25 protein-coding genes are annotated in these 26,162 nt (G+C 57.6%); 18 read left to right on the top strand and 7 right to left on the bottom strand.

Annotation, left to right across the window (positions count from 1 at the left end; genetic code table 11):
- Nucleotides 1-214 precede the first annotated feature (214 nt).
- The 8 genes from EMQ_RS07560 (at nucleotide 215) to EMQ_RS07525 (ending at nucleotide 7,477) form a co-directional block, all read left to right on the top strand.
- The gene (locus EMQ_RS07560) at nucleotides 215-2,602 is read left to right on the top strand and encodes a putative bifunctional diguanylate cyclase/phosphodiesterase (protein WP_010667345.1); all 2,388 of its coding nucleotides are present in this window, start codon (nucleotides 215-217) and stop codon (nucleotides 2,600-2,602) included.
- 115 nt (nucleotides 2,603-2,717) lie between these two features.
- Entirely contained in the window at nucleotides 2,718-3,314 is a 597-nt protein-coding gene (hisB, locus tag EMQ_RS07555; protein ID WP_010667344.1) for an imidazoleglycerol-phosphate dehydratase HisB, read from the top strand.
- A complete protein-coding gene (locus EMQ_RS07550) occupies nucleotides 3,311-3,754 on the top strand; it encodes a hypothetical protein (protein WP_010667343.1) in 444 nt (147 codons plus the stop codon). The genes hisB and EMQ_RS07550 overlap by 4 nt, the downstream gene beginning before the upstream one ends.
- An 8-nt stretch (nucleotides 3,755-3,762) precedes the next feature.
- Nucleotides 3,763-4,416 (top strand): imidazole glycerol phosphate synthase subunit HisH, encoded by a 654-nt coding sequence (gene hisH, locus EMQ_RS07545; RefSeq protein ID WP_010667342.1) that lies wholly within the window; start codon nucleotides 3,763-3,765, stop codon nucleotides 4,414-4,416.
- Complete coding sequence (gene hisA, locus EMQ_RS07540) at nucleotides 4,416-5,756, top strand: 1-(5-phosphoribosyl)-5-[(5-phosphoribosylamino)methylideneamino]imidazole-4-carboxamide isomerase (protein ID WP_010667341.1); 1,341 nt, start codon at nucleotides 4,416-4,418, stop codon at nucleotides 5,754-5,756. Before hisH ends, hisA begins: the two co-directional genes overlap by 1 nt.
- Nucleotides 5,756-6,538, top strand: a complete 783-nt coding sequence (hisF, locus tag EMQ_RS07535; RefSeq protein WP_010667340.1) for an imidazole glycerol phosphate synthase subunit HisF — start codon at nucleotides 5,756-5,758, stop codon at nucleotides 6,536-6,538. Before hisA ends, hisF begins: the two co-directional genes overlap by 1 nt.
- Before the next feature lie 11 nt (nucleotides 6,539-6,549).
- The gene (locus EMQ_RS07530) at nucleotides 6,550-7,065 is read left to right on the top strand and encodes a phosphoribosyl-ATP diphosphatase (protein ID WP_010667339.1); all 516 of its coding nucleotides are present in this window, start codon (nucleotides 6,550-6,552) and stop codon (nucleotides 7,063-7,065) included.
- Nucleotides 7,066-7,099: 34 nt separating this feature from the next.
- Nucleotides 7,100-7,477, top strand: a complete 378-nt coding sequence (locus EMQ_RS07525) for a histidine triad nucleotide-binding protein (RefSeq protein ID WP_010667338.1) — start codon at nucleotides 7,100-7,102, stop codon at nucleotides 7,475-7,477.
- 69 nt (nucleotides 7,478-7,546) lie between these two features.
- Here the strand turns inward: EMQ_RS07525 and EMQ_RS07520 are convergent, their stop codons facing one another.
- From EMQ_RS07520 to EMQ_RS07510, 3 genes are all read right to left on the bottom strand, one after another.
- Nucleotides 7,547-8,548: an LLM class flavin-dependent oxidoreductase gene (locus tag EMQ_RS07520; protein WP_010669144.1), complete on the bottom strand. Its 1,002-nt coding sequence runs from the start codon at nucleotides 8,546-8,548 to the stop codon at nucleotides 7,547-7,549.
- A 279-nt stretch (nucleotides 8,549-8,827) separates the two neighbouring features.
- On the bottom strand, nucleotides 8,828-9,793 hold the full coding sequence (locus tag EMQ_RS07515) for an SDR family oxidoreductase (protein WP_018308222.1): 966 nt from the start codon (nucleotides 9,791-9,793) through the stop codon (nucleotides 8,828-8,830).
- Nucleotides 9,783-10,502, bottom strand: a complete 720-nt coding sequence (locus tag EMQ_RS07510; RefSeq protein WP_010667322.1) for a DedA family protein — start codon at nucleotides 10,500-10,502, stop codon at nucleotides 9,783-9,785. The genes EMQ_RS07515 and EMQ_RS07510 overlap by 11 nt, the downstream gene beginning before the upstream one ends.
- A 77-nt stretch (nucleotides 10,503-10,579) precedes the next feature.
- On the opposite strand from EMQ_RS07510, the gene EMQ_RS07505 reads away from it, so the two are divergent.
- The 4 genes from EMQ_RS07505 (at nucleotide 10,580) to EMQ_RS07490 (ending at nucleotide 16,078) form a co-directional block, all read left to right on the top strand.
- Nucleotides 10,580-12,547 (top strand): S9 family peptidase, encoded by a 1,968-nt coding sequence (locus EMQ_RS07505; protein ID WP_018308223.1) that lies wholly within the window; start codon nucleotides 10,580-10,582, stop codon nucleotides 12,545-12,547.
- Nucleotides 12,548-12,881: 334 nt separating this feature from the next.
- Complete coding sequence (locus EMQ_RS07500; RefSeq protein ID WP_010667506.1) at nucleotides 12,882-14,240, top strand: type 1 periplasmic-binding domain-containing protein; 1,359 nt, start codon at nucleotides 12,882-12,884, stop codon at nucleotides 14,238-14,240.
- A gap of 225 nt (nucleotides 14,241-14,465) precedes the next feature.
- On the top strand, nucleotides 14,466-14,930 hold the full coding sequence (locus EMQ_RS07495; RefSeq protein ID WP_010667507.1) for a RidA family protein: 465 nt from the start codon (nucleotides 14,466-14,468) through the stop codon (nucleotides 14,928-14,930).
- Nucleotides 14,930-16,078 carry a GNAT family N-acetyltransferase gene (locus tag EMQ_RS07490; protein WP_010667508.1) on the top strand — a complete coding sequence of 383 codons (1,149 nt, stop codon included), beginning with the start codon at nucleotides 14,930-14,932 and terminating at the stop codon, nucleotides 16,076-16,078. Before EMQ_RS07495 ends, EMQ_RS07490 begins: the two co-directional genes overlap by 1 nt.
- A gap of 384 nt (nucleotides 16,079-16,462) precedes the next feature.
- Here the strand turns inward: EMQ_RS07490 and EMQ_RS07485 are convergent, their stop codons facing one another.
- Nucleotides 16,463-16,705 carry a TetR/AcrR family transcriptional regulator gene (locus EMQ_RS07485; protein ID WP_010667510.1) on the bottom strand — a complete coding sequence of 81 codons (243 nt, stop codon included), beginning with the start codon at nucleotides 16,703-16,705 and terminating at the stop codon, nucleotides 16,463-16,465.
- Between the two features lie 259 nt (nucleotides 16,706-16,964).
- Here EMQ_RS07485 and EMQ_RS07480 point away from each other — a divergent pair, with 259 nt between their 5' ends.
- From EMQ_RS07480 to EMQ_RS07455, 6 genes are all read left to right on the top strand, one after another.
- Entirely contained in the window at nucleotides 16,965-17,492 is a 528-nt protein-coding gene (locus tag EMQ_RS07480) for a MarR family winged helix-turn-helix transcriptional regulator (RefSeq protein ID WP_010667511.1), read from the top strand.
- On the top strand, nucleotides 17,489-19,756 hold the full coding sequence (locus tag EMQ_RS07475) for an FUSC family protein (RefSeq protein ID WP_010667512.1): 2,268 nt from the start codon (nucleotides 17,489-17,491) through the stop codon (nucleotides 19,754-19,756). The genes EMQ_RS07480 and EMQ_RS07475 overlap by 4 nt, the downstream gene beginning before the upstream one ends.
- Entirely contained in the window at nucleotides 19,756-19,950 is a 195-nt protein-coding gene (locus EMQ_RS07470) for a DUF1656 domain-containing protein (protein ID WP_010667513.1), read from the top strand. Before EMQ_RS07475 ends, EMQ_RS07470 begins: the two co-directional genes overlap by 1 nt.
- Nucleotides 19,951-19,997: 47 nt before the next feature.
- Complete coding sequence (locus tag EMQ_RS07465) at nucleotides 19,998-20,909, top strand: biotin/lipoyl-binding protein (RefSeq protein ID WP_010667514.1); 912 nt, start codon at nucleotides 19,998-20,000, stop codon at nucleotides 20,907-20,909.
- 100 nt (nucleotides 20,910-21,009) lie between these two features.
- Nucleotides 21,010-22,503, top strand: a complete 1,494-nt coding sequence (locus EMQ_RS07460) for an efflux transporter outer membrane subunit (RefSeq protein ID WP_010667515.1) — start codon at nucleotides 21,010-21,012, stop codon at nucleotides 22,501-22,503.
- Nucleotides 22,504-22,594: 91 nt separating this feature from the next.
- Complete coding sequence (locus EMQ_RS07455) at nucleotides 22,595-22,858, top strand: hypothetical protein (RefSeq protein WP_010667516.1); 264 nt, start codon at nucleotides 22,595-22,597, stop codon at nucleotides 22,856-22,858.
- 17 nt (nucleotides 22,859-22,875) lie between these two features.
- Here the strand turns inward: EMQ_RS07455 and EMQ_RS07450 are convergent, their stop codons facing one another.
- From EMQ_RS07450 to EMQ_RS07440, 3 genes are all read right to left on the bottom strand, one after another.
- Entirely contained in the window at nucleotides 22,876-23,685 is an 810-nt protein-coding gene (locus EMQ_RS07450) for a creatininase family protein (protein WP_010667517.1), read from the bottom strand.
- A gap of 816 nt (nucleotides 23,686-24,501) precedes the next feature.
- On the bottom strand, nucleotides 24,502-25,122 hold the full coding sequence (locus EMQ_RS07445) for a hypothetical protein (RefSeq protein ID WP_010666612.1): 621 nt from the start codon (nucleotides 25,120-25,122) through the stop codon (nucleotides 24,502-24,504).
- Between the two features lie 287 nt (nucleotides 25,123-25,409).
- Nucleotides 25,410-26,111 carry a pirin family protein gene (locus EMQ_RS07440; protein ID WP_010666611.1) on the bottom strand — a complete coding sequence of 234 codons (702 nt, stop codon included), beginning with the start codon at nucleotides 26,109-26,111 and terminating at the stop codon, nucleotides 25,410-25,412.
- Nucleotides 26,112-26,162: the final 51 nt, after the last annotated feature.

The raw sequence follows: 26,162 nt of genomic DNA, 5'->3' as shown, positions 1-26,162 counted from the left end.
TTTTTCTGCACCAACGTCGTTCGTGCAGGATTTTTATGTTCTGGTGGAGGTGACGCCAATGATTTTTCTGCACAAATGGCTTTGGGACAGAAAAACAACTGGCGGGAGAGTGTCTCTTTTTTAAGCTCACCGTCTCCCGACCTTATACGATCATTAAGGAGTGCGTGCGACAGTCCGGGACAGATTGATGTGTCCTTGAGTGGAATGATTGTGCATGGAACGGCTGTTTACATTTCTTCTCAGTGAGCAGCACGTTCGTTCACATATAACTGTGATTCTGCAGGCGTTTCTTTTTGCGGCGCTGGCGATTTTCCTTCTCTCCAGAAAAACATGGCCGGCGCAGCTTCGGATGCTGCTGTTCTCGCTGGTGATCTCGATTGCCGACCTGACGATCTTTTTTGATACGTTCTGGTCGACCTACCCCAATCTGCTCTGGAATTTCCCCCAGCCCGCGACGGAAATCACGGGGCTTCTGACCTTCCTCTTCGCCATCGGCGCGGCCTATCTTTACCTGAACGTCAAACGGTCTATCAAAACGGCCATCATGTCCGGCGCGCTGCTGGCGTTTGGCATGGCCTTTTCAGCCTTTGAGATTCTGGTGGCGACAGTCAGCCCCGCCACGCTCGCCTATGATCTTTCCGCCGTTCTCAGTGTGCTGGTTGTTGGCGCGACTCTGTGCGCCTTTTCGTTCTGGGAGTTGGGCAATCCGCTGGCGATGCGGCCGCGTCTGACCTCCAGCATCCTTCTGGCGCTCACCCTGGCTCTGGTGCCGCTGGGCTCGATGGGGTCCATCCTGCCGTTCGACCAGTGGCTCACGGTGATCCAGACGCCGGACAGCGCTCTCTTTTCTCCCTTGTCCGTCATGTGTCTGTCGGGTGGTCTGGCGATGGTGTTCCTTCTCTGTATCGCATCCCTGCTGGATATCCGCGTTGCGACATCCCAGCAGCGGGAAGGGGACAGGATGCGTCATCTTGCCGATGGCACCTTCGAAGGCATTCTGATCAGTCGTGACAATGTGGTGATGGATGCCAATCAGAGCATTCTCGACATGACCGGGCTGGATCTCAATGACATCAAGCTTCTGAAGGTGCCGGATCTGTTTGCGGGTGGTTTTGGCGCGAAGAAGGATGGGGCCGCCGCGCTGGCGGATCGGGTGGCGGCGCCTGAGCAGCTTGAGCTGCTGGGGCCAGCCGGGCGACGCATTCCTGTGGAGGTGCTCTCCCGCGAGGTGCCTTATGTGGATGGGCAGGCCACGGTGGTCGCCATTCGCGACGTGACGGAACGCAAGGCGGCGGAGGATTACATCCGCTATCTTGCGATGCACGACACGCTGACGTCTCTCCCCAATCGCCGGGGTCTGGAGAACGTGCTGGGTCAGGTCATTGATCACGCCCTGAAGCACGGTCTGATGGCTGCCGTGCTCGGGCTGGATCTCGACGGGTTCAAGGCTGTCAACGACTCGCTGGGGCATCATGCGGGCGATATGCTTCTCAAGGAAGTCGCGGTCCGTTTCCAGGCGCAGTTGCGGGATACGGACTATCTCGCCCGTCTGGGTGGCGATGAATTCGTGATTGTCCTGCGTTCGGTGGCGAATGTGGAAGATGCCGTTCAGCTGGCGAAAAGGCTGATTGCCTGTCTGTGGCAGCCTTTCACGCTGGCCGGGCACGATGTCTATGTCGGGGTCAGTATCGGCGTCGCCCTGTGTCCGCGCGACGGTGAGACGGCCCAGATGGTTTTGAAAAACGCTGATATCGCCATGTATCAGGCGAAGATAAAGGGCAAGGGGCAGGTTTACGAATTTCAGGCGGGCATGGAGACGGCTGCGCGTGAGCGGCACGATCTTGAGCTTGATCTGCGTGCCGCGCTGGGGCGGAATGAGTTGCAGATCTATTATCAGCCGCTGTTCGATGTTTCCGGAGGCATTACGGGTTTTGAGGCGCTGGCGCGTTGGCCTCATCCGGTTCGTGGGATGATCCCTCCGGATCGCTTCATTCCGCTGGCTGAGGAAACCGGGCTGATCGTGCCGCTGGGCGAATGGGTGCTGAAGACGGCCTGCACGGTGGCGGCCGGGTGGCAGTCGGACATCAGCATTGCGGTCAATCTCTCTCCGACCCAGTTCCAGCGTGTCGATCTGGTCAATGTCGTGATGAAAACCCTTGAAGAAACAGGGTTGGAGCCAGCCCGTCTTGAGCTTGAGGTGACCGAAACGCTGCTGATGGAAGACGTGCCCAAGGCTCTGGCGCTGGTCAGGGATCTGCGGGCGCTTGGCGTCCGTGTGGCTCTGGATGATTTCGGGACCGGTTACTCAAGCCTTGCCTATCTGCACAATTTCCCTTTCGACAAGGTGAAGGTGGACCGGTCGTTCATCAACAAGATCACCAATGATCCCAATGCCTGGACGATTGTGGAATCCATCATCGTGATGAGCCATAAGCTCAAGCTGCGGGTGACGGCGGAAGGGATTGAGACAGGCGCACAGCTTTCCATGCTGACAGAGCACGGTTGTGATGAAATGCAGGGCTTCCTTCTTGGTCGTCCCATGCCGGAAATGCAGGCCTCCAGACTGATTGCCTCTCTTGGCGATCTCCGGGACGCCAGCTGAAACTCTTTCAGACCACGGGCATGTCCCTATAAGCTTAACGGAGCATCGGCGGAGTGGACAGAAACCGGAGGGAACCAATAGCGTTTCTGACCTTCCTCCTGTATCAGTAGCGCCCATGACTGAAATCCGTACCGCCTCCCTGCATCGCGTGACCGCCGAAACCGACATCCGTGTCGCCGTCAATCTGGACGGCAAGGGTGAAGCCTCGATCAATACCGGCATCGGTTTTTTTGACCACATGCTGACGGCGCTGGCGCGGCACGGAATGCTGGACATTGAGATCGCCGCGAAAGGTGATCTGGAAGTGGACTTCCATCATACGGTGGAAGATGTCGGCATCGCGCTGGGGCAGGCCGTGCGGCAGGCGCTTGGGGACAAGCGCGGCGTGCGTCGGTTCGGTCACGCGCTGGTGCCTCTGGATGAGGCGCTGGCGGAAGTCGTGGTGGATCTGTCCGGTCGTCCGTTTCTGGCCTGGTCGGTTGTGTTCCCGACGGAAAAGATCGGGGTCATGGACACGGAGCTGTTCGAGGAATTTTTCCGGGCGTTCGCCATGGCCAGCATGATCACGCTGCATGTGACGCAGAAAACCGGACGCAACAGTCATCATATCGCTGAGAGCGCCTACAAGGCGACGGCGCGGGCGCTGCGCATGGCAGTGGAGTTTGACGAGCGGGCGGCGGGCGTCATTCCGTCCACCAAGGGGGTCCTGTGAAGGCTTTTTCAGTCTGGCTGCCCGGCGAGGGAGCGCCTGAGAAACGGAAAAAGGACGGCCTGCCCGTGCTGGTGCAGCAGACCTTTCGCTGGAATGTGCTGTTTCTGGGGGGCATCGCCCTGATGTGGTCCGGAGCATGGATTGTGGGGAGTCTTTTTCTCTCGGCGTCTGTTATCCTGACTGCCCTATTGGGAAAGCTCTGGATTGTGCCCGCGCTGATGCTTTCCGCCCGTTTAGCGCTGGCGGCGTTCAGTCCGGAACTGATGGAATGGGAGCTCCGGCTCAAGGGATACAGGGAAGCCGGTACGGTTGTCGGACCGGATCAGGCGACGGCGCTTCTGCGCTATATGGATCGGGCCGTGGGGCAGACGGCGTTGCCTCCGGTAGCAGATGATCGTATTCCCGACCCGTTTGCGACCGCTTTCGCAAGGAGGGGCTGATCGTGCGGATGGGTCATCAGTCTGTTGTCGTCATTGATTATGACGGGGGCAATCTGGCTTCAGCTGCGCGTGCTCTTGAAGAAGCCGCCCGTCTCTCGGGAGTGTCGGCATCTGTCGTGATCACCAACGATCCCGCACAGGTTCTGGAGGCCGATCGGATTGTCCTGCCGGGGCAGGGTGCGTTCGCGGATTGCGCCAGAGGACTGGTTGCCGTTGACGGACTTCGGTCTGCTCTGGATATGGCTGTGGGCCGGGGAACGCCGTTCCTTGGAATCTGCGTGGGTATGCAGCTGATGGCGCAGCGTGGTCTCGAACATGGTGTGACGGACGGGCTTGGCTGGATCGGCGGCGAGATTGCGCCGATGGAAGCGCCGGGTCTGCGTCTGCCCCAGATGGGCTGGAACGAACTGGCCTTTTCCCGTTCGCATCCGCTGACCGAAGGACTGGGCGACCGGCCGCACGGATATTTCGTGCACTCCTATGCGCTGACCGGAGCGAAGCCGGAAGAACTTCTGGCGACGACCGATTATGGCGGCGCAGTTCCGGCGATTGTGGCGCGCGGCAACAGGGCCGGCACCCAGTTCCATGTCGAGAAAAGCCAGACGGTGGGCTTGCGTATCCTGGCCAATTTCCTGCACTGGACGCCGGATGGAGCGCTCTGATGAGCGGCGGTAGCAGCACACCCGGACTGACGGCCGAACGCGTTCAGGAGCTGAACGAGGATGACCTGCAGGCGCTATGTGAATGCGTCGATGCGTCCATCCTTGAGGGGGGCGGCTTCGCCTGGGTCAGGCCGCAGGGTCGTTCCGTGCTGGAGCGCTATTTCCGGGGCATTCTGCTGGTGCCGGAACGGCTGCTGTTCGTGGCGCGGCAGGACGGCATCATCGTGGGATCGGCGCAACTGGTCCGGCCTTCCCGCAGCAGCGAGGCGCAGGCGATGAACGCCAGCGTCACACAGTTTCACATTGCGCCCTACGCCCGGGGTACTGGTCTTGGCCGTGTTCTGCTTGAGGAAATCATCAACGGCGCCCGTGCGATGGGGTATCAGTTCCTCAATCTGGATGTGCGGGAATCCCAGAACCGGGCCATCGCGCTTTTCCGGAGCCTCGGGTTTGAGAAATGGGGAACAAATCCCTATTACGCGCTGGATGATGGCCAGATGCTGCGCGGGCATTATTTCGTCAAACGCCTTCAGGAAAACAGCCGCCTCCTGCAGAACGGAGCGTCTTCTGCAACCGATCATGGAAAGTCTGCCGACATGACCGCCCGTCCTCTTACCCTCTATCCTGCGATTGATCTCAAGGACGGTGCCTGCGTGCGTTTGCGCCGGGGCGAGATGGATGACGCCACGGTCTATTCGGATGATCCGGGCGCACAGGCGCGGGCCTGGTGTGCGGCGGGTTTTCACTGGCTGCATGTCGTGGATCTGAATGGCGCCTTTGCTGGCCGTTCCGCCAACAGTGAAGCCGTGAAGCAGATTGTGGCGAACGCGAAGGTGCCAGTGCAACTTGGCGGTGGTCTGCGGGATCTGGCCGGGATCGAAAACTGGCTGGAGGCCGGGATTTCCCGCGTGATCCTCGGTTCTGTCGCCGTGAAGAACCCGGAGCTGGTGAAAGAAGCCTGTCGTCTGTTCCCCGGACGGATCGTGGCGGGCATCGACGCCCGCATGGGGCTTGTCGCGACGGAAGGCTGGGCCGAGGTGTCCGACATGCAGGCGACCGATCTCGGCCTGCGGATGCAGGATGCGGGCGTGGCGGCGATCATTTTCACCGAGATTACCCGTGACGGCATGTTGCAGGGACTGGATCTGGAGCAGACAGCCAATCTGGCGCGGACTGTCTCCGTTCCCGTGATCGCCAGCGGTGGTGTTGGTTCGCTTGATGATCTGGCGGCGCTGCGGCGTGTTGCGGCTGATGCGCCGGGGATCGAGGGCGTGATCGTTGGACGCGCGCTGTATGACGGACGCATCTCTCCGGCGGATGCGCTGAGAGTTCTGTCCTGATGCTGAAACTGCGCGTCATCCCCTGTCTGGATGTGAAAAACGGTCGCGTGGTGAAGGGCGTCAACTTCGTCTCGCTTCGCGATGCCGGTGATCCTGTCGAGCAGGCCGCTGTTTATGACGCGGCGGGTGCGGACGAACTGACCTTTCTCGACATCACGGCCAGCCATGAAGACCGGGACACCATTCTGGATGTGGTCAGTCGCACGGCCGAGCGCATCTTCCTGCCGCTGACGGTGGGTGGCGGCGTACGCACGACGGGCGACATGCGTCGGCTGCTGCTGGCGGGTGCGGACAAATGCGCGATGAATTCGGCGGCGGTGAAACGTCCTGAGCTGATCAACGAAGCTGCGAACAAATTTGGCAGCCAGTGCGTGGTCGTCGGCGTCGATGCGCGCTCGGATGGCAAGGGTGGTTGGGAAGTCTATACTCATGGTGGTCGCACGCCGACCGGCATTGATGTGGTGGACTGGTGCAGGGATGTTGCGGCGCGTGGGGCAGGTGAGATCCTGCTGACCTCGATGGATCGGGACGGCACGCGATCCGGTTTTGATCTTGATCTGCTGCGGGCCGTGAATGCGGCTGTCAGGCTGCCGGTGGTGGCGTCCGGAGGCGTTGGCGCTCTTGAACATTTCGTGGAAGGTGCGCGGGCCGGGGCAACGGGTTTGCTGGCTGCCAGCGTCTTTCATTTCGGGCAGTTCACCGTTCCACAGGTGAAGCAGGCTCTGGCGGACGCCGGGTTGCCTGTCCGTCCACCTCTTGAAACACTCGATTTCGGCTACTGACCGGGAAGACCATGGCAAAGACACCAACCAAGAAAAACGTGACAAAAGAGTCGACCGCAAAGAAACAGCGGGCAGGAAGCAAGTCCGATGTGGTTCAGAAGGAGAGTGGCGTAGCTGCTCCGTTGACCGGTAGTGCGGCGAAGAAGTCGTCGAGAGCACAGAAAGTGGCGGAAACGGCGTTTCCGAAGCCGGACAGCGGACAGATCGATGCGTCTGTTCTCGACAGACTCTTTGAGGTGGTCCTTAGCCGTCGCGGCACTGACCCTTCGACAAGCCATTCCGCCCGTCTGCTGTCGCGCGGCACGAGCAAGGTGGCGCAGAAGTTTGGTGAAGAAGCCGTTGAGTGTCTGATCGAAGCTGTCGCCGGACGCACGCAGGAGCTGATCGGAGAGAGTGCTGATGTGCTCTATCATCTGATCGTCCTGTGGGTGGATGCGGGTGTGACACCTGCCGAGGTCTGGGCGGAGTTGCAGCGCCGTGAAGGCACGAGCGGCATTGCGGAAAAGGCATCCCGTCCGCGTCAGTAATGGACATGGACCCGTCTGGGATAAGGAGATTCACATGGCGGTAAGCGGCATCGGGAAATATGATCCCGACAATATCTTCGCGAAGATTCTGCGCGGCGAGATTCCCTGCAAGAAGGTGTTCGAGGACGATATGGTTCTCGCCTTTCATGACATCGCGCCGAAAGCGCCGGTGCATGTGCTGGTGATTCCGAAAGGCCCTTACATTTCATTTGCCGATTTCAGTCAGCGTGCCAGTGACAAGGAAATTGTCGCGTTCAATCGCGCTGTAGGGGATATTGCGCGCAAGTTCGATCTGGATGCGCCGGGTTACCGCCTGATTGGCAATGTCGGTGAAAATGCCGGTCAGGAAGTGCCGCATTTCCATGTGCATCTGCTGGGTGGTCGTCCTCTGGGGCCCATGCTGGCCGAGTGATCAGCTTTTGCTCCTCGTGAGTCTTCGACAGATAAAGAAAGTTTTTGATGAAGCTTTTTTCAAAAAGCTTCAGACACCCGCATCCACAAGTGACGACAGCCCGGCAGCCAGTTCCATAGAGTGCCGACGGGCTGTCTGGTCGTAAAGTGGAAAAGCCATCATCAGTTCATCGGGACGATGACGCTGAAGGAACTCGGTAAAGCGCGGCAGGACCGTCTCCTGTGAACCGGCAAAAGTGCAGGACAATGTGTGCTGTAACATGGCCAGTTCCTGCTGTGGCAGCCTGCTCTCCAGCCCTGCGTCTGGCGGCGGAAAAGTGGAGGGACGCCCTCGCCGCAACGCCAGAAAATACTGATACAGCGATGTGACCAACTCTCCGGCCTCAGTGGGGTCATCGGCCAGCACCATGTTCACGGTCAGCATGACATGAGGTGTGTCGCAGCGATCCGATGGTTCGAAACGATGCCGGTAGAGCGCAATCGCTTCTTCCATCTGGCCGGGCGCGAAATGCGAGGCGAAGGCGTAAGGCAGGCCCAATTTCGCCGCGAGAACGGCTGAAAACAGCGATGAGCCAAGGATCCAGACGGGCACGCGCAGTCCGCATCCGGGGATGGCGCGCACGGCATGGGAAGCGCTGTCTGCTGGTTCGAAATAATGCAGCAGTTCCACGACATCTTCGGGAAAACGATCCGGTGCATGCGGATCTCTGCGTAGCGCCATGGCTGTGCGTTGGTCGGCACCGGGCGCACGCCCCAGTCCGAGATCAATCCGACCGGGAAACAGCGTTTCGAGCGTGCCAAACTGTTCCGCCACAATCAGCGGAGAATGGTTGGGCAGCATGATTCCGCCGGAACCGACCCGGATCCGTTGTGTCACCCCGGCGATCTGTCCGATGAGAATGGCGGTCGCTGCGGAGGCGATTCCGGGCATGGAGTGATGTTCGGCCAGCCAGTAGCGCCTGAATCCCAGTGCATCCGCCAGTCGCGCAAGGTCCATGGTGTTGCGATAGGCATCGGCCGGTGTCGCGCCCTGCGTGATGAGGGACAGGTCAAGAACGGAGAACGGGATCATGGTGTCTCCTGACTGTTTGGATGCGACGCCTTACTCTTTGGTGCAGACAGGTTTCCAGTGAGAAATTATGTAAGAGAAAGGACGTTTTCGGTGAAGGCTATTTAAAAGCCCACGGAAATGTCACCTTATTTAAAAACGGCGACAACCCAAGAGCTTTTATCATTACCAACACATTGTTTCGGGCTGATCTCTCAACCTTCAAGCTGACTACATGCTGTTTCGAAATGACTCCCAAAAGTCGCTTCAGAATAAAGGCTGTATAACAAGAGGTCAGGGTGACTATTCGAACGTCACACCCGTCAGACGCTCGGACACTTCCCACAAGCGGCGCGCCACACGGGGATCGTGCGCTGACGGCGGAACGATGGCCAGATCTGTCTTGCCTGTGCGTTCGCCTGCACCGTCCGGACCGTAATAGCATCCGTCATGAGCCAGAGGAGACGCAGCAGCATACAGGAACGGTTCAGCCCCACAGGCGGCAGATTGTCCAAACCAGTGAAAAGCCACCTTGGCGCCGGTTTCCATGACCCACGAGGACAGGTTCTGCTTTCCCGAGCCGGGACCGTTCACCACAAGCTGCGTCTGGGACCAGCCGGGATGGGCGATGCGGGCATGAAGCTTCCATCCCAGGCTTCTGGACCGACGGGCCAGTTCCTGACCGAACAGCAGATTCGCCAGCTTGCTCTGGCGGTAGGCGTCAAACGGTGAATACCGATGGCGGGACTGGAGATCGTCAAAGTGGATGCGGGATTTCCAGGCTGCCAGACTGGCCACGGCCACCACGACGCCGCCTTCTTTCCGGGACGCTTCCAGCAGTGGTTTCAGGCGACCGGTCAGGGCGAAATGGCCAAGATGGTTCACACCGAACTGCATCTCGAATCCGTCAGCGGTTTCCTTTCTGACAGGAGGAGCCATGACGCCGGCATTGTTGACCAGAATATCGAGAGAGGTGAGTCGGTCACGCAGAGTATTGGCAAACCGCTCGATGGAAGCGAGCGATGCCAGATCCAGCGGTGCGGTCTCGGCGGCAGCGCCCGGCACGCGCTGTTGCAGGATGCGCAGAGCAGCGGCGTTCCGCTCTTCTGAACGGGACGCGAGAATGACCTTCGCTCCAAGGCTCGCCAGTCCGCAGGCCGTCTCCAGACCAAGACCGCTGTTCGCACCCGTCACCACCGCCGTGCGTCCGTCAAGACGGTTCAGTGTGTTGAGAAAAGCCGTATGCCGTTCAATCGCGTCATTTGTCATTCTGCTGCTCACCGTCACGTAATAGTTCCTTTTCCATGCCGAAGGTGAGTTCCCGGTCATTTTTGGCGGCTTCCATGGCCTGTGCGATCAGACGCTGTTCATTTTTCTTGAGAAAAAGAAACACGCTCACACCGGCCAGCGTGGCTATCCCGGCAAAGCCCCAGGCGACAGGTCCGGAAACCTTCATGACCTCATGCCCGAGATAGTACGCTCCGAGTGAGTATCCTCCCGCCCAGCACAGTCCGCCGAGTGCGTTATGCAGGAGAAACGCGCGCCAGTGCATCCGGTTCGCTCCGGCCAGTAGGGCGATGAAAACCCGCAGCACCGCGATGAAGCGTCCGAAAAACACGACCATGCCGCCATGCTGGCGAAAAATATATCGTCCCAGCAGGAGCCGATCCGCGGATAGTCCGATATATTTTCCAAAGCGATGCAGGAAACGGAAGCCAAGCTCCCTGCCGATCAGATAGCCGAGATTGTCGCCCATGATCGCCCCGCTCACTCCGGCGATCACGATTCCCCAGATACTGAGCTTGTGCGTGGCAGCACTGTACAGGGACGCCGTGATGAGCATGCTTTCAGCAGGAAGGGGCAATCCCATGCTTTCCAGCATGATGACCACTCCAATGACGCCATAGCCGTAATGGGATAGCAGCGTGTCAAGATAATGTAACAGGGCGAAATATCCCGGGAGCTTGCAGAAACGCATCAGGAACCGTCTGGACAGGCTCCTGTCAACCCTGCACATCAGTATCAGCCGATACGTCTTTGCTCCATGGAGGTTTCATGAACCGTCAGCCGGCCCCGTGCGGAACATGGCGTTCGCCTGTGACGGCGTCGCTTACCGCAGGCAAAACCGTGACCCTGTCCGGTGTCGCCGTGAGCGGGGAAAGCGTGCTGTGGCTTGAGCGGCGGCCTGCGGAGAAGGGACGCACCGCTCTGGTCGCCTGGCAGGAAGGAGCCCAACCACATGACGTGACCCCACCGGATGTCGATGTGGCGACCAGCGTTCATGAATATGGCGGAGGCGCGTTTGCCGTGGCCGGTCGCGCTATCGTGTTCAGCAATCGCCGCGACGGTGGTGTCTATACGCTGGACCTTGATGGATCAGAGGAGCCGCGTCGTCTCGCGTTCGCCGAGGGCATGCGGTACGCCAGTTTCTCTTTCTCTCCGGATGGGACGTGCGTTTACGTCGTCCGGGAAGATCATCGCGGGGAGGGGGAGCCTCAAGACGCGCTCGTCGCCATTTCCCTGAACGATGGGACTGAAACCATCATCGCGCAGGGAGCGGATTTTTATTCCACGCCGACACCCTCTCCGGATGGCAGTCATCTTGCCTGGATCGAGTGGGATCATCCGGCAATGCCCTGGACGAATTCACGACTGTGCATCATGCGGCTGGACGACCCACATTCCAGAAAGGTTCTGGCTGGGGAAGGTGTCTCTCCAGCCGGGAAGCCGGAGTCCCTGACGGAGCCGCAATGGGCTGATGAGCAGACCCTGTTCGCCATTTCCGATCGGGACGGCTGGTGGACACTGTGGCGCTTTGCTCTCGCCGGAGATGAGCCTGAGTCGGTCTGTGAGGTCGAAGCTGAGATCGGTCAGCCTCATTGGGTTTTCGGCCAACGCAGCTACAGCCTGTTGCCGGATGGACGCATCCTCGCACTGGCGGTGAACGACGGGCAGACGCAGATGCTCATGCTGACGCCGGGAGCAGCCTCTGGTTGCGATGTCACGCCTGTCACGATGGGACTGCCGGAGCAGTGTCCGCTCCCGTTCGGAGACCGGTTTGCGTGGCTGGATGGTTCGCCGGATCGGGCCGCATCTGTTGTCGTGGGGGCACCGGGGCAGACGTCGCATGTGCTGCGCACCGCCACGATCCTGCCGTTCGGAAAAGATGATATCGCGTTGCCGGAGAGCGTGCGGTTTCCGCTCGCTGATGGCGCCGAAGGACAGGCGTTCTTCTACCCGCCCACCAGCGCGCAGTACTGCGTGCCGGAAGGAGAGCTGCCGCCGATGATTGTGACTGCGCATGGTGGTCCGACCGCTCGTGCGTCCGAAGGTTTCTCGTTCAAGGTGCAGTGGTGGACCAGCCGTGGTTTCGCCGTGCTGGATGTGAATTACAGCGGTTCGACGGGTTTCGGACGTGCCTATCGCGAGCGGCTGGACGGTCAATGGGGCGTGCGGGACGTAGAGGACTGCATCGCAGCGGCTTCGCATATGGCGGCCAGCGGTCGAATTGACCCGAAGCGGATTGTCATGCGTGGTTCCAGCGCAGGCGGACTGACCGTGCTGTCGGCGCTGGCCAATTCGGATATCTTTGCGGCGGCCGCCAGTCTTTACGGTGTGACCGATCTGCGTACGCTGGCAGAAGAGACGCACAAGTTCGAGGCGCGTTATCTCGACAGTCTTGTAGGGCCGTGGCCGGAGGCTGAAGCGGTCTATCGGGCGCGTTCTCCGCTGTTCATGGCGGACCGCATTCAGGTGCCAGTGCTTTTCCTGCAAGGTCTGGATGACGCGGTTGTGCCGCCTGAGCAGGCCCGTTCGATGGTCGCTGCGCTGAAGCGAAACGGCATTGCCTGCCCGCTGGTGGAATTTGTGGGCGAAGGACATGGTTTCCGCGGCGAAGATACGTTGCGTCGTGCTTTCCAGATTGAGCTCGCTTTTTATGGACGTGTCCTTGGGTTTGAACCAGCGGATGTCCAGTTACCGGAAGAGGATAAGGTTGCACTGGATGAGGTATTTGGAGCCTGACGAAAGGAATTTGCGGTTTTTGCCGATTTTTTTCTGAATTGCGATAAAGGACTGTCTCTGGGCATTTTTCTCGGTCTGCGTTTTCTGACGGCTGCATGTCAGTTGTCTGGAGCTTGAATAGGGATGGAGGTGCTTGTTTAAGGTGTGATATGGTTTGTTGTAAATTTGACATTTATTGTAATAAATCGCATAATTTTTCAGATCAATAACATATTAATTTTTTATTTTATAAATATAATGTTTTTTTATTGATAAAATTATCATAAGATGTATTTTTTATACAAGTTTAGTGTATTCTCCAAGGTGAGATTATAAGTATATGGACTGATTAATCATGCTGTTTAACGGGGCAGATCTTGTCGTCCACCATACGCCGGGGGACACGCCCTATCTGCTTGTGGTGTTCGGACCTGCCGGTTATGGCCACACAGCGATGCATGACTACTTCGGTAAGGTCGTATCTGAAAAGAAGCGCATCGAAACAATTGGCTTTGCGGCCAAAGTCGACAACTGGTACATGACGCCGGAGATGGATGATGCTTTCGAAGTGATCCAGCCCATCCTTGAGCGTTTTGGCAAGGTTATTGTCGTCGGGATGTCGATGGGTGCCCATACGGCCATCAAGCAGGCGCGCAGACTGAAAGCCCATGCGGTTCTGGCGATGTCGCCGAAATTTTCGCTGGACCCTGAAGAATGCAACGTCCCGCAACAGTATCTGGATAAGAATTTCAAGCCGCATATGCGGGGGATGGGCATTAAGCCGGAGGATGATTCTGAACGCATTATCGTTGCGTGGGATCCGATGGACAGTACGGATGAGGAACACGCCCAGCTTATTCTTGCAGCATTGCCCTCCGCTTCTCCGGTCCGCATGTTCTATGCCCGCCACGGTGTTTGTGAGTCGATCGCCGGTGCGGATTTCATGAAAGAGATCATTGATTCACTAGCAGGCAATACTCCCGCCGAGACAACTTCTCTGATCGCACGGATCAGACGTGCTCACCCGGTCAATATTATTTTCCGGCTTCATGCCTGTGTCGGCAGACATCCATTGCTGTCTTACCTTATGATTGTTTCACCCCGGATCAGTAGGAACAGACGGGCTGAACACATTTATTACAATTACGGGATCAATGGCGTTCTGTATTTCACGCTGGTTATTCATGGATATGATGATGAGGCTGTCGATCTTGCTGGAAAAATAAAAAATTTTCTAAAATACAAGGAAATCTGTCCTGTTGGCAGAGGAGATATGCCGCCTCCAATTCGGCTCCATACCGGTGATTTTCAACTCGTCACTTGCCACGGTTATATGCTTGCATGGGATATGCAGCATCGAAATTTTCATGGTGTTCAGGCTTTCTGGCCGGACAATGGGTTGTTACCGGTGATCGTCAGACGTCATGGCCACGGGTTCGGTGTTTATGTTCGAATTGACGGTAAACTGGAGCCGCTGGTTTTGAAGGAAGATACAGTCGTCCTTGGGACAGGGGCACCTGACGAAGAGGCTTTCGTCGTTGATTCTTCAGGCAGCAAGGTTGGTCCCGGTAATAAATGGTCTTGTCCGGGGCTGTCTGTAGCCATTTCATCCAGTCGCGGCTTTCTGGTCACCTTGCCGTCACGTGATATCGGGCTTGCTTCCGCAAATAATTGTACGTGGGAATGTCTGGCGTTATTGCCCGTCAACTCCTGACGCGGTTTAATTTTAAACATTCCTGCTTGAGATAGAAAACTATTTCCACCTCAAGCAGTCTATGGATCGATTTCTGTTTGGGTCGGTCGCAGAAATGATTACAGGTATAGGTTTCGGACATTAACCGTTCAGGCAGCCATGCAGAACAAAAAGCGCCTTGCTCCCTGAGCGCATGAGCGGCACCCTGCGTTTCGTCATGAGTCATCAGAAGCAAGGGACATCATCATGAGTGACACTCCGGAATCCCGTCTCGCCGCGCTTGGCATCGAACTGCCTACACCTGCCGCACCGGTTGCGAACTATGTGGCCACTGTCCGCACAGGCTCGCTGGTTGTCGTGTCTGGTCAGTTGCCATTGAAGGACGGCAAGCTGCTCGCTACCGGCAAGCTTGGCGCTGCCGTTTCGCTGGAAGTCGGCACGGAAGCCGCGAAATACTGCCTGATCAATGTGCTCGCACAGCTCAAGGCGGAAATCGGCGACCTGTCGAAAGTGAAGCGTGTGGTGCGTCTGGGTGGCTTCATCTCCTGCGCACCTGAATTTACAGCGCACGCAGGTGTCATGAATGGGGCGTCCGATCTGGCAGTCGCCGTGTTCGGAGATGCGGGACGTCACGCGCGGTCGACAGTCGGTGTGCCATCTTTGCCGCTGGATGCGCCGGTTGAAGTCGAAGGCCTGTTCGAGGTCGGCTGATGTCTGGATGGACGGTTTCCCTGCATGATCGGATTGCCGACATTCCTGCTCAGGAATGGGATGCCTGCGCCGGAGAGGGAAATCCGTTCGTCAGTCATGCTTTTCTGTCAGCCGTGGAGGATAGTGGTTCGGCCACGCCCTCTACCGGCTGGCTGCCGCGTCATGTCGCGCTGAATGACGAGAGCGGTCGACTGGTTGCCGTGGCTCCCGCCTATCTGAAGGCGCACTCCTATGGCGAGTATGTCTTTGATCATGGCTGGGCACGGGCATTCGAGGCGGCTGGTGGCAGTTACTATCCCAAGCTACAGGTCGCCGTTCCCTTTTCTCCGGTGCCGGGACCGCGACTTCTCGCAAAGCCAGATGCGCTTGAGGGAACACTGTCCGTGCTGGGGCAGGCGCTGGCTCAGGTCTGTGGCGAGATGGATCTTTCTTCTGCGCATGTCACCTTCTGCACGGAAGCAGAATACGAGCGGCTGGGACAGGACGGCTGGTTGCAGCGCTTGGGACTGCAATATCACTGGCACAATCGCGGTTATCAGGATTTTGAAGGGTTCCTCGAAGCGCTTTCATCACGCAAACGCAAGGCGATCCGGCGGGAAAGACGGGACGCCAATGCGTGCGGACTGGTGTTCCGCACAGTGCGCGGCAGCGAGATTACCGAAGCCTTGTGGGATGCTTTTTTCGTTTTTTATCAGTCTACAGTGGATAAAAAATGGGGAAGCGCCTATCTGACACGGGCGTTTTTCTCTCTTCTGTCAGAACGTCTGGGTGATCGGGTCGTGCTGATGATTGCCGAGCATGAGGGGCAGCCTGTTGCGGGGGCGCTCAATCTGCTGGGTGCTGACACGCTCTATGGCCGCAACTGGGGCTGTGTCGGGGAGTGGCCCTTTCTGCATTTTGAACTCTGTTATTACAGGGCAATAGAGTTTGCGATTGAAAATGGTCTTTCTCGCGTGGAGGCGGGTGCGCAGGGCGAGCACAAGATTCAGCGTGGCTATGTGCCCAGCCTGACCTATTCCGTTCACCATATACAGCACACCGGTTTGCGGCACGCTGTCTCCGAATTTCTGGAAATCGAACGAGCGGGCATGCTGAACGAAATGGTCACACTTGGTGAGCTTTCACCCTATCGCGTCGAGAAAACATGAAGAAAGAACAGGTGTTTTCTGACTGACCATCCGAGAATGTCGTCGTTACAAATCCTGTGTGACTGTGTTGTATCTTTTTATGCAGTCTGACTGATCAGGAAAATATTGCGAAGGATGAAAGACTGGTGAAGCGTCATTCAACCGAGTGCTAACTGACGACACGCCGTAGGTTGCTGTATTCGAAAAACTGACCATTTTTTCAATGAGAACGTAAAGATGTTCCCTGTTTTTTGTCGGTGATATCCGCTCCAAGAATATCCCAGATGGCCAGTCCGTCGACGGCCAGACAGGATAGCAGCAGAGAAGGCGTCATGTTGTCGAAAAGACCGGTCTATCTGATAGTTTCCCAATAATGTCGGGTCCATTCACTGCAGGGTTGTGGTTTCAGCAACGTGACCGCGAGCAGATGACGCAGAAGCACGGGCGTGCCTTTTTCTCCGTTTTCCACGCGGCCATGCTGATATAGGCGCGAGTGGCACGCCCGGTTTCCACGGGATCTTTCTGCATGAGGCAAGGATGTCGTGCTTGAAAGTTTCCATTTCCCGCGTGGAATCCATCAAGAAGAGCCTTCTTGTTGGCGAAATGATGGAGGAGGCCGCCTTTGCTGACACCAGCATCACGGGCCATGAGGTCAAGCGTGAACGCCTGAATCCCGCGCTCCGTCAGAATTCTGGCGGCGCGGAATCAAGCCGGTCTGTTTATAAGGCGCCAAGATCCTACAAAGGGATGGGCAGAGAGATGCAAATTCTTGCAGCAGTCTCCCTGGTCACGTCTGCAACACCCCTATGCTGCCCGTGCATTTGCCAGCCGATTTTCTTTCTGCCATTAAATGATAAGCATACGAACTATTCGTGTGTTTCCGATCATTGGCCAGGGATAGCTGTCGGTGTCCGAGCAGGCGCAGAAGAGCAAGGGTACCGATCAGTCCACACGGCTGCTGAGGCGTCGTTTCAGTTACCGGCTGGTCCGGCTGGCGACCCAGTGGCGTCGGGAGATTGATCTGGATCTCCGTCAGTTCGATCTGACCGACGCAACCTGGCGGCCGCTTTATTATCTGCGAATTCTGCCCGCGCCTGTCCGCCAGACAGATCTGGCACGGGCCATGCTGGTTGAAGCCCAGTCTCTTGTCAGACTCCTGGACGTTCTTGAGCGTCGCGGGCTGATCCATCGCGACACCGATCCGGATGATCGCCGCTCCAAATTCGTGTCACTCACCGATGCCGGTATTGCAATGGGAGAGACGGTTCTTGGCGTGGCGGATGGTGTTGCTGCCCGTTTTCTGGAAGGCGTTTCGGATGACGCCCTGAAGGAGTGCGAGACCGTTTTCGATCAGGTCTGGTCGGGCAGGGGGCATGATCGCGCTGCAGCCGGAGAGAGCGTGAAGTCATCGGACCCGGTGGCGGGTGAACCGTGAGCGCTTCCGCTTCTGTTATCAATGGCGTGAGAAGCGTTCCCGGTGATTTCCTGCGCGAATGGCGGCAGGAATGGAGCCGTCTGAGCCCGACTGTCCTGTATGCCACGCGGGTGTTCTTCGCGATCGGACTGGCCCTGTGGCTGGCGGGTTTCCTGATGCTGGAAAACCCGATTTCCGCCGTGACCACTGTGCTGATCGTGGCCAATCCGACGCCGGGCGCGCTGATTTCCAAAAGTATCTGGCGTATCGCCGGAACACTGGCCGGGACGACGCTTGGCATCGCATTGATGGCCTCTTTTCCGCAACAGCCGGTGCTTTTCTTTGGTGGCCTGTCCCTGCTGGTCGGCATGGCGTGCTGCGTGGCTACTCTTCTACGTTTCTATAGAGCCTACGCCGCCGTTCTCACCGGCTATACAATCATCATCATCTCGACGAGCGCGTTCGTCGATCCGGACCGTATCTTTGAAAGCGCGATGTCGCGACTGTCGGTTGTGGTCATCGGTATCGTCAGCACGGCTTTCGTGTTTCAGATCACCACCCTGAAAAGTCAGAATACGGCGACAGACCGGATCGAGCAGTTCCTGCGCGATGTGCTGGGGCAGTTTGTGCGGCTTTCGAGGGCCGAATTGCAGAGCGACGAGCCGCGGCCTGACGATGTGGGGCAGGTCGGCGCGTTCCGTGAGATGGAAGCGTCGGCCTACAGCGAACGGGCCCGTCTTCTGGCGCAGGCAGGCGCTGTCATCGAGGCGATCGATTACGCTTCTTCCGTTGATTATCAGGTCAATCGTCGGGCCGCCGCACTGCATGAGGGAGTGGGACGATTGATGGGGCTGCTGAGCGCCCATCATGCCGCCCAGCGCGCCATTCCGCCAGACGATGTGGGGCTTGTGCGGGCAGCGCGTCGGATCTCCGGGCGTCTGATCGGCGAACTGGCCGATATGCCGATGGAAACGCTGCTTCACGGGGACGCCGCCCTGATTCGCGACAGGATAAGGCGCGCCATTGGCCAACTGGAAGCTCTGGCGCGGGAAGCGCCGGATCTGGCCGGTCTGGCGGCGGTCGATACGGAACGCGATATTGTCGTGCAGCTTGGGCAGGCCGTGGACAATCTCTCTGATGTGGCCTGGCACGAAAAAGGAGTCCGCCTGCTGCCGCTGATCGAATGGCCCGCAGCGCTCAGGAATTTCGCAAGGGGCGCGCTGGTCACGCTGATGGGGTGTCTGACCTGGTATATCCTGCGCTGGTCGGCGGGGCCAAGCGCACTGGTCTATCTGATCTGCGCATCCTGCCTGCTCTCGACCGCTCCTTCGGCGACAAAAGCCTCATGGCTTCTGGCCTCAGGCACCGCAATGGCGATTCCGGCCTGTTATATCTTTCGCACCTTTCTGTTGCCGCAGACGGACGGGTTTCCGCTGCTGTGGGTTTCCCTGTTCCTCTGCCTGCTGCCGGGAATCTGGATTCAGTTTCATCCGCGCTATGCCGTGCGCGGGTTCGGCTATGCGGTGTTTTTCAACGTCTTCACGCAGGTCGATAACCCTGTGCCGTATCATGACATTCCGATGTTGAACGCGTGGTTCGCCACGCTGCTTGGGTGCGTGGGACTGGTGCTGGTCTTCCGCGTCGTGCTGCCTGCGGACCAGCGGCTGGATGTCGCCCGTCTGATCTCAGCACTCTGCCGCTCCGTGCAGAGATTCGCGGCGCTTCCCCTGCGCTACAGGGTCAGTTGGCCCAGTTGGGAATATCGGCAGATGCAGCGCGTGTTGCGCATGACCCAGAGGCTGTCTTTCGTGGAGGGAAGCGCTCGCGTGTTTCAGGTGACCGATGCGGCTCTGGCAGCTGTGGCGCTGGGGCGGACAGTGATGCGGTTACGCTGGCTGCTGCGGGAGGAAGGCAGTGTCACGCAGGAACAGGAGCGAATCGTGGAAAATGCGCTGGGGGCGTTAAAAGGGCTGAGGCGTGACCCATTGGCAACAGCCGAAGCGCTCCGCTCCGCCGCCATGCAGCTTTTGCCGGGCCTGCCTGTGACTGGTGAAAGCCCTGTTTCCGCTGAAAACCGGGAAAAGCAGTCATCGGGGGGAGGGCTGGGCACTCTCAGACGCATGGCTGCCTGTCTCGTACAGGCTGCACAGCTTATCGACGCCGCGCCCGGTTTCTTTCATAAGGGTGGCCCAATGCAACAAGCGGCGGATCATCCGTTCGCCCACGCGGATTTACGCCACTTGATCATGCCTCGTGTAAAACGACCAGCTTCGAGAACTGCCTGATGCTGACCGAGTTTAATCTGTTCGGTGTTTTTATGGCGCCGATCGTGGTTTACGCACTGGTGGCCCTGCCCGTAACAATGTTTATCCGGTTTCTCCTCTGGTGGAGCGGAATCATGCGCTGGTTCTGGCACTTCGCGTTATTCGAAGTCGCCCTGTACACCTGTGTACTGTGTCTGCTCATCCTCTACGTCTGACTCAACTCGCTTAACTTCCACGAACATAAGGTTTTCAGGTCACAGCCATGCCACTGCTTCGCACACTGATCCGAGTGATCCTGACCCTGGCAGTCGTCTCGCTGGCCATAGTGCTTGGGGTGACCCTGTGGAACACCTACATGATCGCTCCCTGGACCCGTGACGGTCGCGTGCGTGTCTATGTCGTCGATGTGGCCCCTGAAGTCTCCGGGACGGTTGTGCAGGTGCCTGTGGTGGATAACCAGTATGTCCACAAGGGCGACCCGCTCTACGTGCTCGATCCCGTGCGTTTCCGTCTGGCCATCCGCGAGGCTCAGGCCCGTCTGGACGGCACTCTCGAAGACCTGAAGCTCAAGCAGAATGATGCGAGACGCCGTATGGGACTGGGCGGCATCGTCTCGGCTGAAGAGCAGGAGGTCTTCAACTCCAACGTGGCGACACAGGTCGCGGCGGTGGATGCGGCCCGTGCGGCGCTTGATGTGGCGAAACTGAATCTTCAGCGTTCGGTGCTCTATTCTCCGGTGAACGGTTTCATCACCAACCTGAACCTGCGTGTGGGTGACTACGCCACTGCGGGGCAGGCCCGTCTGGCCGTGATCGATTCCGATTCCTACTGGGTCTATGGTTACTTCGAGGAAACGAAGATGTGGGGCGTTCATGTCGGGGATGTCGCCCGCGTCAAGCTGATGGGTTACAAGCAGATCATCCCCGGCCATGTCGTGTCGATCGCCCGCGGTATCAACGACACCAACGGCAACCCGGACAAGCTCGGCCTTCAGGACGTCAACCCGATCTTCACCTGGGTGCGTCTGGCGCAGCGTATCCCGGTCCGCGTGCATCTCGATTATGTGCCTGAAGGCGTCACACTGGCTGCAGGCATGACGGCGACGATCAGCGTCGGGCCTGAATCACAGAGCCGTCGCGGCAAGCTGACCACCTGGCTGCAAGACCACCTGTAAGGCATACGACGGAATCATGGGGATAATGATAGCTTCTGAAACCGTACCGGTTTCCTCCGGTTGCGCGAAAGACGGTGGCAGGCGGGGTGTCTGGCGACGGATGCTGACGATGCTGGTCAGCGGGACCATCCTTGCGGGCTGCACGGTTGGTCCGAATTTCCAGCCGGACCGGATGAAGCTGCCTGCCGGTTTTGCGGAAACGGCCGAGGAAAAGCCGGCGACGCCGGAAGAGATCGAGCGCACCAACAAGGAAATGACCGACTGGTGGGCCAAGTTCAACGATCCGATCCTGACGAAGCTGATCGAGGACGCCGTCAAGGGGAACTACGATCTGCAGGAAGCCGGACAGCGGATTCTTGCGGAACGCGCCCTGCGCGATAAGGCCGCGTCTGCGTGGTATCCCCAGATGGACGCCAACATGGGTGGTGGTGACGTTCGGTATTCGATCAATATCGATAACTGGCCGATCCGTCCTTCCACACCGCAGCATCCGGAAGCATCGATGCTGACCTATGGTGCTTCGGCGACATGGGAGTTCGACGTGTTCGGGCGCATCCGTCGTGGTGTCGAGGCGCATGAACGTCAGGTTGAAGCAACCGTCGAAGGCCGTCGCGCGCTCCTGATGGTGCTGTTGTCGGAACTGGCCAACGATTACATGCTGCTGCGCGTGACGCAGCTCCAGATCCAGATCGCCACCGACAATATCAAGGTCGCCAAGGAAAGTGTCGATCTGACCAATCGCCTGTATCTGGAAGGTGTGGGCAACACGCTTCAGACGGCGCAGGCGCAGGCGGAACTGGATTCCCAAATTGCTGCCCGTGAACCGCTCAAGACGCGCGTGTCACAGGTATCGCACGCCATCTCCGTGCTGACAGGCAAGATGCCGGGCGAACTGGAGGAAGAACTCAAGATCGTCCGGCCGCTGCCAGTCGTGCCGTCTTTCCCGGCGACCCTGCCGTCGATTGTCATTGCCAATCGTCCTGACATCCGCATGGCGGAAAAGGAATATGCGGTGGCGACGGCGGAAATTGGCGTCGCTGTCGCTGACCTTTATCCGCACTTCGTTGTGCCGTTGACCTTCAATCCGAATGCATCGGCGATGTATCAGGCGTTTCAGGTCAACGGCATGAGCTGGCAGTTCCTGATGATGGCCAGTCTGCCGTTGATGCATGGTGGCAAATACACTTCGACCATCCGTGCGACACAGGCCGCAGCGGAAGCCGCCCGTCTGCATTATCGTCAGACCGTGCTCAATGGTTTCAAGGAAGTCGAGGACGCCATGGCAGCCTGGCATGATGACCTTGAATATCAGGAAAAACTGGAAAAGGCGGCTCAGGATAGCGCTCTTGCCCGTGACCGTGCCCGCAAGCTCTATGGAGCAGGTCTGATCGGCTTCCTGGATGTGCTGACAGAAGAGAGAACGACTCTCAATGCGCAGAACGCCGAAGCGCTTTCACGGCTTGAGCGTCTGAGGGATGCCGTTAATCTCTATACGGCTATCGGTGCCGGCTGGCGTGGAAACGCTCTGACCAATTCGACGCTGCCGGTCTCTCTGGAGACGCAGAATGTCTGGGCGCGGGCGTTCCAGCAGTAAACTGAAGCCTTTTGCCGTGCGTTGCAGCAGAAGTAACAGTGTTCAACGCATGTCCTGACAGGACTGGTATCACGGAGGTCATGCAAGACCGATGACAGGCGAACCTAATTATCTCCGACGCCTCATCCTGATCGGGGCGGGCTTCCTCGGTGGCTTCACCCTGATCATCGTTGATGGGTGGGCTTTGATCATCAATCCTGATGATAGTGACTCATGGCCTGTGTGGCTGCTGCGTCGTCTGCCGGTGCTGATTGGAATCTTTTGTGTGGCTGGAGGGTTTTTTCTGCTCCGCAAACCGGTGGCGAATGACCCCGGCATACCGGACGATGATATCGAAAATATGGACGGAGCCTGACCTTTACCCGCAGTGTATCAGGGATGCTGTTGTAGCACCCTGATCTCCGTCACAGCGGCGTTGACCTGCATGTCCACGCCGATTTCCCCCAGTGCTGCTGTCGCGCCACGTGGGTCGCCGCCATAAACGCCATCCGCCGTCGTGGGTTTGGGCGCGTTGCGAAGGGCTGCGGTCCGGACCATTGACGGATCGACAGCCAGCATGAGGGACGTGTCGCTCAGATCGGCATGGGTGCCAACCGCAGCCCCCAGCCCCTTCTGACGGAGAGCCTCGTCATAGGCCCCGGCGATGACGGTGTAATAGCTGTTGATGCAGGCCGCATGTGCTCCTGTCCCGGACCAGCTCTGGTTGATCTGCTCCACGGTCTTGCACATTTCAGCCCGGTATCCACCGTGATCGCCGATAAACGCGACAAGACGAAATCCCTGGACCCGAAAACTCTCGGCGGCTGATTTCAGAAGACCATCAAACACGGCGGGTGTGACGCTGATCGTGCCGGGAAAGCGCATATGCGACGTGCGGGGGGAGGTGCCGCCCTCCGGAACATACGCAATGACTGGCGCGACCAGTGTATTCCCAAGCTGATGTGCGATCCGATCCGCCAGAGCCTGCGCCCGGACGTTATGTTTGCCAACAGCGATGTAGGGGCCGCTCTGTTCCGTGCCGCCAACCGGCACGATGATGGTGGTGTAGCCCGTATTCAGCGCATCCCGGATTTCCGTCCATGTGAGGCGTTGCAGTTCGACCTGTGGTGCAGCCTCGGCGGTTCCGGTCAGGGCGAGGAGGACTGCGGCAGTAGTGACAGCGCAAAAGCGGGAACGGAACATGGAGCCTCCTCGGGTGACGGTGTTCTGCGGTATCGCGGAGAGAGGCGCGCGGCAAGTGGTTATTGGGAGACTGGAGGCGCTGCCTGCTCCACCAAAGGCGCGCCTTTGGAAACCATTTTTCATCAGGCAATTCTGGGGTGAAGAAGTCGCCTGCTTTTGATATGGCTGTGTCTTCTCGTCTATAAATTGGCTGATGAGAAAAGATAAAACCTAAACAGTCATGGATCTTTCTTTATTTTAGAAGGAAATTTCTTTTACATTAAACGGTCTGCCCGCGATGTAATTCGTGAGAGGTTGGAATGGAGAGTACCTCATAAGAGGGATTGCTTCCCTTAAATGTCTTTTTACATCCTCAATTTCATCAGAAGTGGGATTAACATAGTCTCTGGGAATTTCAGGAGCGGCAGAACCTGGTATTCTGTAGTACATATTAGGTGCTGAAACACACATACTGAATGACACATCGTTGCCAACAACTTCTTTAGACATAAAAAAACGTCCTTCTATGTTGTTTTTTTTGATATACTATTGTTATAATTCCCGGAACAGGAACGGTTTTTGTCCAAATAACTGTTACGACATCATCTGCGGTAACGGATGGAACTTCAGTAGCCGTTTTCTTTCCGCCCTCGTTCCTATACCAGATCACTGTTTTATACTGCCACTTCACGTTTGACTCTCCTTATCCAGATTGACGGTTTTAGAGCGGAATTCGATCTGAGTGAGATTCGGGTTTATCGGTATCCTTTCACACTGAGCGGTTGCCCCAGCTATTTCAGGGCTGCAGGATACGAACCAGACGGGTCGGATCAGACTCTATAGTATGACAACATCTCCTGTTGCTTCGTCGGCATATCTGGCGGACGCAACGGCCCACAGTTTATCTTCTTCCGCTATGCGGAAGGCGCAGCCTGCGACAACATGCTCAATGATCTGCTTTTCAACCTGAATGCCCAGTTCGGTGCTGCCGATCCAGTAATATTGTTTGGACGGATCCTCAGCCATTTCTTCGGCTTCATACCATGTGAGTTGAGCGTCAGATCGGGCCAGCTCAATCATCACACCGTCATCCGGGTGAAAAAAGCCAGGCCAGCCTGAAAGCGCCAATCGGATATCGGTAATGATTTTTACCATATCGTTCTGGCCGATTTCGTAGCGACGCGGGTCATGCTGTGAAATTCTTCTGTAATTTTTCAGATCAGAATGAAGAAACAAGGTGACCACAACACCTTTCATCGCACCGACGGACTGAACCTTCTTGGTGATGGTCAGATCAAGGCTGAATTGATCTCGCGTATAGCGCAAGATATTGAAAACACCCGGAATGCTTCGGCGGAGCATGATGAGAGTGCCATCATCGCTCCGAAGCGTTGGATGAGTGACGGAAATGCCTTCATGTCCTGAAGGAATAACAGAAGCAGCCTTTATCCACACCATAAACCAATAACCTTTGTACAAAATATATGAAAAGAAGACAGAGATACATAGACCAATAAATCGTTATTGCAAAATTAGTAGTTTCTATTTGTAATGACACTAAACCAATGGCGTTGTTCGATAGTCATTGTTTTGTAGAGCTGGTTTGCCCTTATTTGAAATTTCATTACGAAGATTGGATCAAAATAGGAGCAAGGGATCTATGATCTCTTGTGGGTAAGGGCAGAGCCCTACCTTGAAAGACTGATGGCCCTCTGCATCAGAGCAGAAGGCCATCAGGTCAATCATCAGGGTGCGCTGTCCACCAGAACCAGTTCGGCGTCCTCTACTGCGCGGACAGTGATGCTGTCCTCGTCATGGATGGCCACACCGTCGCGGGCAGCGGCGCCCACACCGTTGACGGTGATCGCGCCCTTTGCCGAGACCAGATAGAGATAACGCTCCTTATTGGTCTCATAAGTGACGCTTTCACCCACCTTCAGAGTCGCGCCCAGCACGCGGGCATCGGCACCGATCCAGAGCGCCTCGCCGTCTCCTTCCTTGCCGGAGGCCAGAGTGATGAACTGACCAGCCCGGTCGTCCTTCGGGAATGGACGGGAGCCCCAGCGCGGCTTGTGACCGCGAGCCGTCGGCATGATCCAGATCTGGAACAGGGTGGTCGGTTCATCCTCGCGGTTATATTCCGCGTGGGTGATACCGGTGCCTGCGGACATGACCTGCACGTCGCCGGCTTCGGTCCGTCCCTTGTTGCCGAGACTGTCCTCGTGCGTGATGGCCCCTGTCCGGACATAGGTGATGATTTCCATGTCGCGGTGCGGATGGGGCGGAAAGCCTGTATTCCCGGCGATGGTGTCATCATTCCAGACCCGTAGCGCACCCCAGTGCACGCGCTCGGGGTCATGATAGCTGGCGAAAGAGAAATGATGGTGAGCATCCAGCCACCCATGGTTGGCGGCGCCCAGTCCGGCGAATGGTCTGACTTCGATCATGGTCAATTCTCCCTTTCCGTGGAGTGGGAGGCGTCACCCGTTGGTGCGCCT

The organism is Acetobacter aceti NBRC 14818 (assembly GCF_000193495.2).
Lineage (GTDB): Bacteria > Pseudomonadota > Alphaproteobacteria > Acetobacterales > Acetobacteraceae > Acetobacter > Acetobacter aceti.
This window is presented reverse-complemented; position numbering and strand designations above follow the sequence as displayed.

What these genes read in the sequence shown, in the direction of transcription:
- EMQ_RS07560 (WP_010667345.1), top strand. Translation starts at nt 215, where the DNA reads ATGGAACGGCTGTTTACATTTCTTCTCAGTGAGCAGCACGTTCGTTCA.
- hisB (WP_010667344.1), top strand. Translation starts at nt 2,718, where the DNA reads ATGACTGAAATCCGTACCGCCTCCCTGCATCGCGTGACCGCCGAAACC.
- hisH (WP_010667342.1), top strand. Translation starts at nt 3,763, where the DNA reads ATGGGTCATCAGTCTGTTGTCGTCATTGATTATGACGGGGGCAATCTG.
- hisA (WP_010667341.1), top strand. Translation starts at nt 4,416, where the DNA reads ATGAGCGGCGGTAGCAGCACACCCGGACTGACGGCCGAACGCGTTCAG.
- hisF (WP_010667340.1), top strand. Translation starts at nt 5,756, where the DNA reads ATGCTGAAACTGCGCGTCATCCCCTGTCTGGATGTGAAAAACGGTCGC.
- EMQ_RS07530 (WP_010667339.1), top strand. Translation starts at nt 6,550, where the DNA reads ATGGCAAAGACACCAACCAAGAAAAACGTGACAAAAGAGTCGACCGCA.
- EMQ_RS07525 (WP_010667338.1), top strand. Translation starts at nt 7,100, where the DNA reads ATGGCGGTAAGCGGCATCGGGAAATATGATCCCGACAATATCTTCGCG.
- EMQ_RS07520 (WP_010669144.1), bottom strand. Translation starts at nt 8,548, where the DNA reads ATGATCCCGTTCTCCGTTCTTGACCTGTCCCTCATCACGCAGGGCGCG.
- EMQ_RS07515 (WP_018308222.1), bottom strand. Translation starts at nt 9,793, where the DNA reads ATGACAAATGACGCGATTGAACGGCATACGGCTTTTCTCAACACACTG.
- EMQ_RS07510 (WP_010667322.1), bottom strand. Translation starts at nt 10,502, where the DNA reads ATGCGTTTCTGCAAGCTCCCGGGATATTTCGCCCTGTTACATTATCTT.
- EMQ_RS07505 (WP_018308223.1), top strand. Translation starts at nt 10,580, where the DNA reads ATGAACCGTCAGCCGGCCCCGTGCGGAACATGGCGTTCGCCTGTGACG.
- EMQ_RS07500 (WP_010667506.1), top strand. Translation starts at nt 12,882, where the DNA reads ATGCTGTTTAACGGGGCAGATCTTGTCGTCCACCATACGCCGGGGGAC.
- EMQ_RS07495 (WP_010667507.1), top strand. Translation starts at nt 14,466, where the DNA reads ATGAGTGACACTCCGGAATCCCGTCTCGCCGCGCTTGGCATCGAACTG.
- EMQ_RS07490 (WP_010667508.1), top strand. Translation starts at nt 14,930, where the DNA reads ATGTCTGGATGGACGGTTTCCCTGCATGATCGGATTGCCGACATTCCT.
- EMQ_RS07485 (WP_010667510.1), bottom strand. Translation starts at nt 16,705, where the DNA reads ATGGCCCGTGATGCTGGTGTCAGCAAAGGCGGCCTCCTCCATCATTTC.
- EMQ_RS07470 (WP_010667513.1), top strand. Translation starts at nt 19,756, where the DNA reads ATGCTGACCGAGTTTAATCTGTTCGGTGTTTTTATGGCGCCGATCGTG.
- EMQ_RS07465 (WP_010667514.1), top strand. Translation starts at nt 19,998, where the DNA reads ATGCCACTGCTTCGCACACTGATCCGAGTGATCCTGACCCTGGCAGTC.
- EMQ_RS07460 (WP_010667515.1), top strand. Translation starts at nt 21,010, where the DNA reads ATGCTGACGATGCTGGTCAGCGGGACCATCCTTGCGGGCTGCACGGTT.
- EMQ_RS07455 (WP_010667516.1), top strand. Translation starts at nt 22,595, where the DNA reads ATGACAGGCGAACCTAATTATCTCCGACGCCTCATCCTGATCGGGGCG.
- EMQ_RS07450 (WP_010667517.1), bottom strand. Translation starts at nt 23,685, where the DNA reads ATGTTCCGTTCCCGCTTTTGCGCTGTCACTACTGCCGCAGTCCTCCTC.
- EMQ_RS07445 (WP_010666612.1), bottom strand. Translation starts at nt 25,122, where the DNA reads ATGGTGTGGATAAAGGCTGCTTCTGTTATTCCTTCAGGACATGAAGGC.
- EMQ_RS07440 (WP_010666611.1), bottom strand. Translation starts at nt 26,111, where the DNA reads ATGATCGAAGTCAGACCATTCGCCGGACTGGGCGCCGCCAACCATGGG.